Annotated in this window: 17 protein-coding genes; 16 read left to right on the forward strand and 1 reads right to left on the reverse strand. The window is 54.6% G+C overall.

Annotated features, from left to right (window positions below; genetic code table 11):
• Nucleotides 1-372: 372 nt before the first annotated feature.
• The 15 genes from H6750_00960 (at nt 373) to H6750_01030 (ending at nt 11,279) form a co-directional block, all read left to right on the forward strand.
• Nucleotides 373-945 (forward strand): universal stress protein, encoded by a 573-nt coding sequence (locus H6750_00960; GenBank protein MCB9772881.1) that lies wholly within the window; start codon nt 373-375, stop codon nt 943-945.
• Nucleotides 946-1,317: a hypothetical protein gene (locus tag H6750_00965; protein ID MCB9772882.1), complete on the forward strand. Its 372-nt coding sequence runs from the start codon at nt 946-948 to the stop codon at nt 1,315-1,317. It abuts the gene before it with no gap.
• 59 nt (nt 1,318-1,376) lie between these two features.
• Nucleotides 1,377-2,363 (forward strand): cation:proton antiporter, encoded by a 987-nt coding sequence (locus H6750_00970; GenBank protein ID MCB9772883.1) that lies wholly within the window; start codon nt 1,377-1,379, stop codon nt 2,361-2,363.
• Nucleotides 2,364-2,567, forward strand: a complete 204-nt coding sequence (locus H6750_00975; protein ID MCB9772884.1) for a hypothetical protein — start codon at nt 2,364-2,366, stop codon at nt 2,565-2,567.
• Between the two features lie 185 nt (nt 2,568-2,752).
• Nucleotides 2,753-4,231: a F0F1 ATP synthase subunit beta gene (locus H6750_00980; protein ID MCB9772885.1), complete on the forward strand. Its 1,479-nt coding sequence runs from the start codon at nt 2,753-2,755 to the stop codon at nt 4,229-4,231.
• Nucleotides 4,232-4,269: 38 nt separating this feature from the next.
• A complete protein-coding gene (locus H6750_00985) occupies nt 4,270-4,674 on the forward strand; it encodes a F0F1 ATP synthase subunit epsilon (GenBank protein MCB9772886.1) in 405 nt (134 codons plus the stop codon).
• Nucleotides 4,667-5,005 (forward strand): AtpZ/AtpI family protein, encoded by a 339-nt coding sequence (locus tag H6750_00990; protein MCB9772887.1) that lies wholly within the window; start codon nt 4,667-4,669, stop codon nt 5,003-5,005. The genes H6750_00985 and H6750_00990 overlap by 8 nt, the downstream gene beginning before the upstream one ends.
• Nucleotides 4,998-5,309, forward strand: coding sequence for an ATP synthase subunit I (locus H6750_00995; protein ID MCB9772888.1), 312 nt, complete (start codon nt 4,998-5,000; stop codon nt 5,307-5,309). The genes H6750_00990 and H6750_00995 overlap by 8 nt, the downstream gene beginning before the upstream one ends.
• Nucleotides 5,299-6,000, forward strand: a complete 702-nt coding sequence (locus tag H6750_01000) for a F0F1 ATP synthase subunit A (GenBank protein ID MCB9772889.1) — start codon at nt 5,299-5,301, stop codon at nt 5,998-6,000. The genes H6750_00995 and H6750_01000 overlap by 11 nt, the downstream gene beginning before the upstream one ends.
• Before the next feature lie 34 nt (nt 6,001-6,034).
• Nucleotides 6,035-6,316 (forward strand): F0F1 ATP synthase subunit C, encoded by a 282-nt coding sequence (locus H6750_01005; GenBank protein ID MCB9772890.1) that lies wholly within the window; start codon nt 6,035-6,037, stop codon nt 6,314-6,316.
• Nucleotides 6,317-6,320: 4 nt separating this feature from the next.
• Nucleotides 6,321-7,130 (forward strand): F0F1 ATP synthase subunit B, encoded by an 810-nt coding sequence (locus H6750_01010; GenBank protein MCB9772891.1) that lies wholly within the window; start codon nt 6,321-6,323, stop codon nt 7,128-7,130.
• Entirely contained in the window at nt 7,123-8,676 is a 1,554-nt protein-coding gene (locus H6750_01015; protein ID MCB9772892.1) for an alternate F1F0 ATPase, F1 subunit alpha, read from the forward strand. Before H6750_01010 ends, H6750_01015 begins: the two co-directional genes overlap by 8 nt.
• Nucleotides 8,673-9,605 (forward strand): F0F1 ATP synthase subunit gamma, encoded by a 933-nt coding sequence (locus H6750_01020; protein MCB9772893.1) that lies wholly within the window; start codon nt 8,673-8,675, stop codon nt 9,603-9,605. Before H6750_01015 ends, H6750_01020 begins: the two co-directional genes overlap by 4 nt.
• Before the next feature lie 13 nt (nt 9,606-9,618).
• Nucleotides 9,619-10,488 (forward strand): polyphosphate kinase 2 family protein, encoded by an 870-nt coding sequence (locus H6750_01025; protein ID MCB9772894.1) that lies wholly within the window; start codon nt 9,619-9,621, stop codon nt 10,486-10,488.
• A gap of 95 nt (nt 10,489-10,583) precedes the next feature.
• Entirely contained in the window at nt 10,584-11,279 is a 696-nt protein-coding gene (locus tag H6750_01030) for a VIT family protein (GenBank protein MCB9772895.1), read from the forward strand.
• A 354-nt stretch (nt 11,280-11,633) separates the two neighbouring features.
• On the opposite strand, the gene H6750_01035 is transcribed toward H6750_01030, so the two are convergent.
• On the reverse strand, nt 11,634-11,780 hold the full coding sequence (locus H6750_01035) for a hypothetical protein (protein MCB9772896.1): 147 nt from the start codon (nt 11,778-11,780) through the stop codon (nt 11,634-11,636).
• A 157-nt stretch (nt 11,781-11,937) separates the two neighbouring features.
• Between H6750_01035 and H6750_01040 the strand changes: the two genes are divergently transcribed.
• Nucleotides 11,938-12,807: a cation transporter gene (locus tag H6750_01040; GenBank protein MCB9772897.1), complete on the forward strand. Its 870-nt coding sequence runs from the start codon at nt 11,938-11,940 to the stop codon at nt 12,805-12,807.
• Nucleotides 12,808-12,867 lie beyond the last annotated feature (60 nt).

The following is a 12,867-nucleotide window of genomic DNA, read 5'->3' on the forward strand; positions in this document are numbered from 1 at the left end:
TTCGCACAAGTCCACTCTTTATGACGACACATTCTTTCACTCGCAGGAATCCTGCCAAGTGGAAAAGCATTTGCCTGATATTTTTCTGGCCGGAAATTTGAAATTTACATGAAAAGAAAACCTCAAAACCGTTCACCCTATTTCCACATGCCCTTTTTTGGGACTATTTTCCTTCATCATGGTGTAGCTTTTTTCCGCTTTTCCCGGGAGCCCAAAAAACGTAATTGGGCACGAGCCAGCCTTTTGGATCGTCTACGTCTCACTCAAACCCTATTCTCAGGAAGAGAACATGGTCTGGCATTTTCTTTGCTGAGTCCTCATGCATTATCGTAAATATCTACGCTATGACAACCACATCACGAGGTCAACAACATGGGTGACGGTTTGTTTCAAAAAATTCTGATACCCGTCGATTTTGCTCCATCCTCACGGGAGGCGTTTCTGGTAGGTCTTCGTCTCGCACGAAGTTTTCAATCAGAGGTCATACTCCTTCATGTCATCGACACCAAATCCCTTAATGCCCTGAACGCTCTTGGGCTCGCGCTGCCCTCGGAGGAGAAAGTTCAAAAAAAACGATTACATCATCAGGCTCGTCTTCTGGCACGGGGCCTGCTGGCATTGCCTGAAGCCAAAGGGATAAAAATCACGCGTTTACTCAGCGAAGGGAACCCTTTTATAGAAATTGCCCGCATGACACGAACAGAACAGGTCGACCTTGTCGTCATGGGTAGTTATGGCGGGCAAACAGGGGATATTACCAGGATTTTTTTTGGCAGTACGGCAGAAAAAGTGGTTCGCACCGTGACATGTCCAGTGCTTTGCGTCCCGCATCCTTACCACAAACGACAGCCCTTCACCGATGTTGATGCGGTATCCAACCCGCTCAAAACGGACACGAAAAAGAAGCCCACCAAACCCTCATCCGTTTCAAGAAAAAGGAAATAATTGCCGACGACGACCCCAACTCTCTGCACCACCCAAACGCTTCCGGTTGACCGGGACGGCGGTTCCACTCCTAGCCGACTCTCCTGTCTCCTCTCCCTTTCGTCATTGATGCCCTATGGACGTCAAACAACGTCCCTCCCCACGATTCCCTCCATCCCCTCTTCTCCCTTTAACCTGAGGATTTCTTCTCCCTTATCCACACGCATGCCCGGCAGGGTCTGTCGCTCGCAGCGGGGTGGGCTCAAGCCCGCCACTCATCACAGCCCGTGGCTTGAAGCATTCGACCTTCTTACCCAAGACATCAATATGATGGCCCGCTCATTCAAGCAGGAAGGGAAGATACTTGGATTGAAGGTCATCGGTTCTTCTTGAGTTCGGTTCCATATCAAATCCGTCATTAACCACGTTGAGCATTTCTTGAGCAAAAACCGATGGACGACATCCCCCAAATACTGGTTACACTTGGCGCCATATTCCTATTGGGACTATTCACGGACCTGTTGGGACGCCGGACTTTTTTACCACGAGTCACACTCTTGCTCCTGGCCGGATTTGTCATTGGTCCCGCGGGGTTCAATGTGTTGCCGGACTTCAGGGAGGATTGGTTTCCGGTTGTCACCAATATCGCCTTGTCCATGGTGGGATTTTTGATCGGCCACCATTTGACGCTTCGATCTCTTAAAAAAAGGGAGAAACCGGTTCTCTGGATTTCTATTGGAGAAGTGGTCGGAGCAGCGGCAGCCATGTTCCTTGGTCTTCTCCTGATGGGGTTTCCTCCGGAAATCGCTCTTCTTCTTGCAGGCATTGCTCCTGCGAGCGACCCTGTGGCCACCATCGATGTGATCCGGGAGGTAAAAGGCCAGGGAGAATTTTCTCAAACACTGGAAAGTGTTGTGGGCATCGACGATGCCTGGGGGCTCATCGTATTCAGTTTTTTATTGGCCATGGCTCAGGCGCTATACGGAAAGGGAGAGGGATGGGACATTGTTCTCCTCGGCATTTGGGAAATTGGTGGAGCCTTACTGCTGGGACTCCTTTTGAGTATCCCTATGGCCTATTTAACGGGGCGACTTCAACCAGGAGAACCCACTCAAGTCGAAGCCTTGGGCATCGTCTTCTTATGCGGGGGAATGGCCGTATGGCTGCATGTGTCATTTATAGTAGCGGGAATGATGCTGGGGGCAACGGTGTCAAATTTGGCGACTCATCACCGACGCCCTTTTACGGCTATCGAAGGAATCGAGTGGCCCTTCATGGTCCTGTTTTTTATTTTGGCGGGAGCCTCACTGGAATTGGAATCCTTGCGAGCAGCCAGTGTGCTGGGTCTCGCCTATATTCTCTTGCGCCTGCTCGGGCTCGTGGGGGGAGCATGGGTAGGCGGTATCATCAGTGAGGTCCCACATGTCTGGAGAAGATGAATGGGGATGGCCCTTTGGCCTCAGGCCGGCGTTGCATTGGGCATGGCGCTTCTGGCCAGCCAACACCTACCCGAACTCAAGCAGGTCATTCTTCCCGTGACGATTGGATCAACCATCGTCTTCGAACTTATCGGACCTGTCATGACCCGGAAAGCCCTTATTAAAGTGGGCGAAGGTCACACGCACACGTCAATCGGGCCCTGACTATCAAACGAAAAATGCTTAGATTGGAAACATTGACTCATATGACCGCTAAGGAGTTGAATTGAAGAACATGCTGAGGGATCCTTCACCCACAGGACGAAACATAAGGCCGGATCCCTCTTGGAAGCACAATGGCTCAGGCCAGGCGCTGCTTCAGTAGAACCGGAAATTCAGGGAGTCAACGCATGGAGCATACCACCATCCCTTCAAATCTTGGCGCGGTCGTCTCCGTGCGCGGCAGCGTGGTGGATATCCGGTTCGATGACCATTTACCGCCTATCTACTCATTATTGCGCACAGGACAGGAGGGTCGAATCGCCATCGAGGTGTTAGCCCAACTCGATGCACATCGCGTGCGCGGCATTGCGCTGACGCCCACACAAGGCCTCGCGCGCGGCATGGTCGTTGAAGACACCGGCGGACCGCTGATGGCGCCTGTCGGGAAAGGCATTCTCTCCCGCATGTTCGACGTATTTGGAAATTCCATCGACCGGGAGCCGACACCAACAGAGATTCAATATCGTACCGTCCATCGAGCCCCGCCGGACTTATCCCGGCGCTCCACCAAATCCGAGATCTTCGAGACGGGCATCAAGATCATTGATGTGCTGTTACCGCTGGAGCGCGGAGGCAAGGCCGGTCTGTTTGGTGGAGCAGGCGTGGGCAAGACCGTCTTGCTCACCGAAATGATTCACAATATGATCGGACATCATCAGGGAGTCAGCATTTTTTGCGGGATCGGCGAACGCTGCCGTGAAGGAGAAGAACTCTACCGGGAAATGAAGGAAGCCGGTGTGCTGTCGAATATGGTGATGGTCTTCGGTCAGATGAACGAACCACCGGGCAGCCGGTTCCGTATAGGCCACGCGGCACTGACCATGGCGGAGTATTTCCGTGACGACGAGCATCGGGACGTCCTGCTGCTGATCGATAACATTTTTCGGTTCATCCAGGCGGGCTCGGAGGTTTCAGGGCTGATGGGACAGATGCCATCACGTCTGGGCTATCAACCCACGATGGGAACCGAATTGTCCCGGTTAGAGGAACGCATCGCCAACACCGACTCCGGAGCCATTACCTCGATTCAAGCCGTGTATGTGCCTGCAGACGATTTCACCGACCCAGCGGCCGTGCACACCTTCTCGCATCTTTCCGCATCCATTGTGCTTTCACGCAAACGGGCCAGTGAAGGGCTTTACCCGGCCATTGATCCTTTGCAGTCAAATTCAAAAATGGCCACGCCGGGCACGATTGATGAACGGCATTACCGCATTGCGCAGGACGTCAGGCGGACACTCGCGCAATATGCGGAACTCAAGGACATCATCGCGATGCTCGGCTTGGAACAACTGTCCCTGGCGGACCGGAAAGTCGTCGCTCGCGCCAGACGTCTTGAGCGGTTTCTCACCCAGCCGTTTTTCACGACGGAACAGTTCTCGGGCCTCAAAGGACAGCTCGTCAGCCGCAAGGACGCCCTGGACGGTTGTGAACGCATCCTTCGGGACGAGTTTAAGGATTGCCCGGAACATGCCCTTTACATGATTGGCAGAATTGAAGATGCCCAGAAACAGGCGACATCGGGCAAACCTCCTCTTCAGGAGGGACCGCAGGCCACACACAAACCCGCGGGCGACCCGACACTTAATGCGAAACACGAACGGTAAATCGAAGTCACCGTCCCATTCGCAACCGGAGGTCGGACATGCAGCCGAGGCTCATGACTCTGAAAATTCTTCTGCCGTTCAGGATTTTTTCCGAACAGAACGCAGTAACACGGATCGTTGCAGAGACCCGTCAGGGCGCGTTTGGTATTTTGCCTCAACGGCTGGACTGCGTAGCGGCGCTTGAGCCGGGAATTCTGATTTACGAAACCAATGGGGATGAAGAGCAATATGTGGCCCTCGACGAAGGAGTGCTGGTTAAAAATGGCCTGGAGGTGTTGGTCTCCGTCAGGAACGCCATTGCCGGAACCGACCTCCACCAATTGCGGAAAGCAGTGGAACGTGAATTTCTGACCCTGAACGAAGAGGAGCAGAGCCTCCGTTTCGTGATGACCAAGTTGGAAAGTAGCTTTGTGCGCCGCTTCGCGGATTTTCGCCATGACTGAGAACCCGGAAAAGCAGCCTCTCAGGGAAGAGACGCCCATGGCCCGGCAGGTCGGCACGAAAGCTGCGCGCAAACTCAAGGCGCAGCGTCACACGACGCGGACCATTTGGTTTGGATTGGGGATGATGGGGCTGATCGGTTGGTCGGTGGCCATTCCGACGCTACTGGGCGCATCGCTCGGTCTCTGGTTGGACAAACAGTATCCCGGACCCCACTCATGGACACTCACCCTGCTCTTTATCGGCCTGATCATCGGTTGCGTGAACGCGTGGCATTGGGTGACCAAGGAGGACCAGGAAATTCGTGCCGAACAGGAGAATCACCATGAATGAAATTTTTATGATGGTGCCTGCGCTGGTAATGGGCATGGGGCTCGGAGGGATGTTTTTTGGCGGCTTATGGTGGACGATTCGGAAAGGGCTATCGTCCACACAACCGGCATTTTGGTTCATCGGCAGCCTGCTGATACGAACCTGCCTGACCTTGGCCGGGTTCTATGTGGCCTCGGATGGCCATTGGGTGAAGCTGCTGGTATGCCTCCTCGGATTTACCATGGCACGTCCGATTGTAACCCGGCTCACCGGCTTAGCCGACAATTCAATCCGGCCGGAACAGGGGCCCAGCCATGCACCTTAGCCCGGACGACATCATTCTCTGGCAATACGGTTTCATCAAGCTGAATGCCACCATTGCGTTCACATGGGCTTTGATGTTTGTGTTGGTTGTTGGATCAACCGTCATGACACGAAATCTTTCCACGAGCCTGACACGGTCGCGGTGGCAGAATCTTCTGGAAATCGTGGTCACGGCTATTGAGAAACAAATTGAAGAGGTCGGCCTGAGTCAGCCACGGAAGCATCTCAGCTTTCTCGGAACAATCTTTCTGTTCATCGCTCTGGCCAGCCTCTGTACGATCATTCCCGGGTACGAGCCGCCGACAGGATCCCTCTCCACCACCGTGGCGCTTGCACTGTGCGTCTTTATCGCCGTCCCGCTTTTCGGGATTGAGGAGCAGGGAGTTGGGGAGTATCTCAAGTCTTATCTCAAGCCGACGGTCATCATGTTGCCATTTAACATTATCAGCGAATTCTCGCGCACGCTGGCCCTGGCCGTCCGCCTGTTCGGCAACATGATGAGCGGAGCCATGATTGTGGGCATTCTCCTGACCATCACGCCCTTTATCTTCCCGATCGTCATGAGCCTGCTCGGGCTGCTCACCGGGATGGTGCAGGCCTATATCTTCAGCATCCTGGCCACGGTCTATATCGCTGCCGCGACACGAACCCAGCAGCATGGAACGCTTTCGGATTCCGGAGCACAAGATTGACACACACGTCACCACACCAAAAGGAGACTCTTCTATGGACAGCATGACGCTCATCGCTATGGCATCGATTATCACAGCCGGCCTCACCACCGGTTTTGGCTGCATTGGACCCGCACTGGGGGAAGGAAGGGCGGTTTCATCCGCCTTGACTTCGCTGGCCCAACAGCCCGATGCCTCAAACACGATCACACGAACGCTGTTTGTCGGCCTCGCCATGATCGAGTCCACAGCTATTTACTGTTTCGTGGTCTCGATGATTCTGATCTTCGCCAATCCCTTTTGGAATCACGTTCTGGCCCAGGCCGCAGGAAAATGAACCGATGTTAATCGATTGGTTTACTGTTATCGCGCAGGCACTCAATTTTCTAATCCTCGTATGGCTACTGAAGCGTTTCCTGTACAAACCCATCCTCAATGCTCTGGACGCGAGGGAGAAACGGATCGCCGCCGAACTCGCAGACGCCGATGCCAGAAAAGCCGAAGCCCGACAGGAGCGCGACGCCTTCAAACGCAAAAACGAGGAGTTCGACCAGCAGCGTGCGGCACTGATGGCCAACGCGGTGAATACCGCCACAGCCGAACGTCAACAACTCATTGACCACGCGCGGAAGGAGTCGGACGTCCTGCGGACCCAGTGGCAGGAGGCGCTGAAGAGCGAGCATCAGCACCTCAGTGAAGAACTCACCCGCCGGACACGAGAGGAAGTTTTTGCCATCGCGCGTAAAACATTGGCGGACCTCGCCACAACGAATCTGGAAGAACAAATGGCCGACGCCTTTATCCGCCGCTTGCACCAACTGAATCCTGTGGAGAGAAAAGAGCTGGAAGCGGCATTCAAGGCGGCCTCTCCCCCCGCAATCGTGCGCACCACCTTCCGCCTGTCTGCCACGCAGCAGGCGGCAATTGAAGATGCGGTCAGGGATGTGCTCGCCATTCATACCCGCGTCCAGTTCGAGACAGCCCCGAATCTGATCAGCGGAATCGAACTCACGGCAAATGGACACAAGATTGCGTGGAGCATCGGGCATTATCTCGCATCGCTTCAGCAACACGTCGGCGACCTCCTGGACGTACGCCCAAAAGCGGCAACAAAAGCCGCAGTGCATCCCGAACACCATGCCAATGAATAACCCCTTTAAAAACCTGTACAGTCTCTTCGACACAACCTTTGCGGGTATGAGCCACGCACGCGAAGACTTTGCACCCGGCATGACAGCCCACGAGATAGGGAGAATCACCAACGTCTCCACCGGTATCGCCAGGGTGTCCGGACTGCCCGGCGTGGGGTTTGAGGAGGTGCTGAAATTTCCGGGTGATGTATATGGTATTGCCTTCAACGTCGACGAAGACGATATCGGCGTCGTGCTCCTTGGCGACTATTGGCAGTTACATGCGGGTGATGAAGTCGAACGGAGAGGACACGTCATGGACGTGCCGGTATCTGATGGATTAATCGGACGGGTCATCAACCCCTTAGGACGGCCTCTGGATGGCCGCGGGCCTGTGGTTTCCACCGAGCGTCTGGCTATCGAACGTCCGGCCCCGCCCATCATGAATCGTGCTCCCGTCACGGTGCCGCTACAAACCGGCATCAAGGTCATCGATGCACTGATTCCCATCGGGCGAGGTCAACGCGAGTTAATTCTTGGGGACCGGCAGACGGGCAAAACGGCCATTGCCGTCGACACCATTCTCAACCAGCGCGACCAGAATGTACTCTGCGTGTATTGCGCCATCGGCCAGCGCGCGTCCGGAGTGGCGAAAGTCGTGGCCACCCTCCGCGAACAAGGAGCGATGGAGTATACCGTCGTCGTCGTGACCGAAGGCAATGACCCACCGGGGCTCGCCTATATCGCCCCATATGCCGCAACCAGTATTGCAGAGCATTTCATGGAACAGGGTCGCGATGTGCTGATTGTCTATGACGACCTGACGCATCACGCCCGCGCCTATCGTGAGCTGTCCCTGCTTTTGCGTCGCCCACCCGGTCGAGAAGCCTTTCCCGGCGACATCTTCTACATCCACTCGCGCCTTCTGGAGCGCGCCACCCACCTCCGGGAAGAACTGGGTGGCGGGTCCCTGACTGCCCTGCCCATCATCGAAACCGAAGCACAAAATATTTCCGCCTACATTCCGACCAATTTAATTTCTATCACGGATGGGCAGATCTATCTCTCACCTTCCCTGTTCGAATTAGGGGTGCTCCCTGCCGTCGATGTCAGTCGATCTGTTTCCCGTGTTGGAGGCAAGGCCCAACGGACGGCCTACCGGTCCGTCGCAGGAAATCTCAAGCTGGCCTATGCACAATTTGAGGAGCTGGAAACCTTCGCCAGATTCGGTGCCCGGCTTGATGAGGACACCAGAAAGATTATCGAGCACGGACGGCGGATCCGCGCCATCCTCAAACAGCCTGAATTCACCCCGATGTCCGTGCCCGCTCAAATCACCTTGCTATTGGCGTTGACCGATAAATTGTTCGATCCTGTGCCGCTTGCCCAGATGACGGAGGCCGAACAGGCTTTACACAAGGCATCCCTCGACATCCCGTTTGACTTGTGCAAACGACTGGAAGGCATAGATAAATTGAAGGCCGAAGATCGTGAAGCAATTATTCGGATCGCCCGTCAAGCACTGGCATGCTTTCAACCCACGCCGGAACTCAAGGAGAAGACATGAGCGATACCATGGTCAGTTTGCGGCGACAGATCGACGGAGCGGGTGATCTCCAATCCGTTGTCCGCACGATGAAGGCCTTGGCTGCCTCGAGCATCGGACAATACGAGCAATCGGTGAGCGCATTAGCCGACTATGCCCGCACGGTGGAACTGGGTTTAAGCGTCTGTTTTAGGGAAACCCCGCCGGCGGGCTTTTTGGGAGAACAGAAGAAGATACAAAAGACAGGTGCGATCGGCGCAGTCGTGTTCGGTTCAGACCAGGGACTGGTCGGCCAGTTTAATGAGGTGATTGCCGATTATGCGGTCAAGACCTTGGCCGCTCGGTCTGGACGTCATACGGTATGGGCGGTGGGCGAGCGCGTGCAGTCGCGCCTGGCAGACGCAGGTCTCCTACTAAGAGGATTCTTTCCGGTCCCGAACTCCATCAAAGCCATTACGCCACTTGTCGGAAAGATTCTCCTGGAAAGCGAAGCCGCTCATAGCCGGGGAACGATCCACGAACTCCAACTCTTTTACAACCGCCCCACCTCCAGAGCAGTCTATGCACCGGTCAATCAGCGCCTGCTGCCACTGGACGAAACCTGGCAAAGCGAGTTGGCCATACTCCCGTGGCCAACGAAAAACCTCCCAGAGGTTATCGACAGTGGCGGGACCACGCTGCTGGCGCTCATTCATGAATATCTGTTTATCTCTCTCTTCCGAGCATGCGCCGAATCTCTGGCCAGCGAAAACGCCAGCCGACTGACCGCCATGCAACGCGCCGAGAAAAACATCGACGAGCTTCTGGAGGACCTCAATCGGCACTTTCACCAGTTGCGCCAACGTGGCATCGACGAGGAACTCTTTGACGTCATCTCCGGCTTTGAGGCCCTGGCCGACACACCAGCCACCAGGGATTACCAGGCAAATGACCCACACATCGAACCATGAAAGAAGAACAACCATGAACATTCAGACCAAAGGACTCCGCATAGCTGAAGGCACAACAGTCGACCTCAGCAAAAGGCCAACCAGGGTAAAGGATATCTATAGTTCGAAAAAACAATACAAACAGGCTCTCAAAAAACATATTGAAGAACTCAGCGACCTGCAACGACTCCTCTATGCGTCGAACCGTTATGCCTTGCTGCTAATTTTTCAGGCTATGGACGCCGCAGGCAAGGACGGCGCAATCCGGCACGTCATGTCCGGAGTGAATCCACAAGGGTGCCAGGTGTTCAGCTTCAAGCATCCCAGCGCTGAAGAATTGGACCATGATTTTCTGTGGCGCACCACGCAATCTCTGCCTGAACGCGGACGCATCGGTATCTTCAATCGTTCCTATTACGAGGAGGTTCTCATCGTGCGAGTGCATCCGGAGATTTTGTTGAGCCAGGGGTTGCCGGACGAATTGCTTGACGAAAAAAATCTTTGGCAAGACCGGTATCGATCCATCATCGACCTGGAGAGCCATCTCTACCGCAATGGCACGCGAATCATAAAATTTTTCCTTCATCTTTCAGAGGAAGAGCAGCGAAACCGGTTCCTTCAACGAATGGATGAACCGGAAAAGAACTGGAAATTCAGCCTGGCCGATATTAAGGAACGAAAGTACTGGAAAGAGTACATGCAGGCCTATGAGGCCTGTTTAAGCGCCACAAGCACAGAGACGGCGCCCTGGTATGTCGTGCCTGCCGATGACAAAAAGAACGCCAGGCTTATCATTTCACATGTGATCGTCGAAACATTGAAGAGTCTCAACATGAGTTACCCGACCATAACCAAGGCGCGCCAGAAAGAATTGCAGTCAATCCGTAAACGCCTGGCGAAGTAACATTTGAATTTCCAGCATAGAGGGCCCAAGAGAGATTTTCAGCTTTTTATAAACCCTTCAGCCGTGAGTCCCTGCGTATAAGGGATACTCGATTCATGCCGATACGACATAGGGAACGTCACCGAACTGACCGCATCGGATGGCTCCGGGCAGCGGTCCTGGGCGCCAACGACGGGATCGTGTCGACAGCCAGCCTGTTACTCGGAGTTTCGTCGGCAAATGCCACGCACAGTGATGTCTTGATCGCGGGAGTGGCCGGCCTGGTCGCCGGAGCCATGTCAATGGCGGCCGGGGAGTATGTGTCGGTCCAATCACAGGCAGATACCGAAGAGGCCGACCTTGCTCTTGAGCACACGGAACTCCTCTCGGACCCTTCAGGTGAGCACAAGGAACTCGCCGCGCTCTATGTTGGGCGGGGTCTTGAACCAGCACTCGCCAAGCAGGTCGCCACACAACTCATGGCCCATGACGCCATCGGGGCGCATGCACGCGACGAATTGGGCATTTCCGAAAACCTGAGTGCGCGTCCGATTCAGGCCGCCCTGGCATCTGCCGGAAGCTTTGCCATCGGAGCCGCCTTACCTCTGGCGATCGCGACGATCGTCCCCAAGGCTGTCTTGATTCCCGTCGTTTCCGGGACCTCACTGGTGTTTCTGGCGGGGTTAGGAGGATTAGCCGCTCACGCGGGCGGTGCGTCGGTGATGACGGGAGCCCTACGCGTCACATTTTGGGGTGCACTGGCCATGGCACTGACCGCAGGAGTCGGAACATTCTTCGGTTCAACGGGGTAAATGAGAGCAAGCGAACCCAAGCTGGCAGGCCTTCACTGACTTCGCAAGGGTTCCGGACTCTGGATAGGGAGACCATTTACAGAATACTCCGGAACAGGGCATCATGACGGATTCAGACGCAGGATCACACCGCCAGATTTTGCAACGCATTGCCCATCGGGCGACCAAGATCCCTACCGGAAAGAAGAATTCAAGTTTCTTGCCGCCTATTGTACCCCGAAGGAACCCGATGCCGAGAAAGTCGAGCGCCTGGTACGGAAATCAGCCGCTGCATTGCTGCTGGAATCCAAGGTGGGACAACGGTTTGAGGCCGTGTTCACAGGTGCCTCCAAGAAAAGAACATGGGTGAGACTTCTACCACTGACAGTCGAGTAAAAACTGGTATACGGTTTTAATGGCCTCGATGTGGGTGAGCAATTGCAAGTCGACCTTATCGTCACGAACGTGGAACGGGGATACATCGATTTCGCCAAGGCTGGACCATAACGGTTTCGCCTCCATCCGCACCACTCTGCTGCACCTGGGAGAATTCCCTCTTCGGTTCTCGATCACCAGCAACCTTCTTGTTATAGTGAGGCCGGTATGCAGCCGATGATATCCACGTTTTCACCGGCCCAACAAATCCGCCTTTCTTAGCCTTGAGCGTTGTACGCTATCCATGAGCCGTCTTGGAGAAATTCGCCGGATTCTCTGGTGGATTCTCATTTTAAATTTACTGGTCGCCGCCGCAAAGTGGGGCTATGGCGTCATGACGTATTCATTAGGTCTGCAGGCCGACGGCCTCCATTCCACCTTTGATGGCCTCTCGAATGTGATTGGATTGATTGGACTGTGGCTGGCGACGGCTCCTCCTGATGCCAATCATCCTTATGGTCATAAAAAATTTGAGACCCTGACAGCCGGAAGTATTGGCGGTTTTCTGGTCATGACCTGTCTCTATCTCCTGTGGAAAGCCTATCAGTCATGGACCTTGGACCTGCACCCTCAGGTAACCGGGATCAGTTTTTTCATCATGATCGGAACCATGGGGATCAATATCTTCATCGCGCAATGGGAACGGCGGAAAGGCACTGAACTCAGAAGCGATATCCTCACAGCGGACTCCTATCACACAGCGAGTGATGTCCTGACATCATCTTCCGTCCTGGCAGGACTCCTGGCTGTGCAAGCCGGATATGCCTTCGTTGATCCTTTGGTGGCGGTCCTGATTGCCGGCGTGATTGCCTGGACAGCATCCCTCGTGCTCAAAGACGTCCTGTCTTCCCTAACAGACGCGGTTCGATTGGACCCTGGGGAAGTTCACACGGCTGTGATGTCGATAGCCGGCGTCCTGCATTGTCACGATATCAGAACACGCGGGCTGAACCACCATGTCTTCATGGATCTCTCGGTTCACGTTGATCCAACCCTATCAGTCGAAAAAGCTCATGGGCTCGCGACCCGGATTGAGGAGCATCTCATTGATCATTTTGAATCGCTGGAAGACGTGGTCGTCCATATCGAACCGGAAGGACACGAACGGGGATGATGGGAACCCTGAGGGGCAAATTATGCGGACGGAGAAGTCAAAGGTCAGGAGAAAAGGGAA

The organism is Nitrospiraceae bacterium, from assembly GCA_020632595.1.
In the GTDB taxonomy this organism is placed as follows: domain Bacteria; phylum Nitrospirota; class Nitrospiria; order Nitrospirales; family UBA8639; genus Nitrospira_E.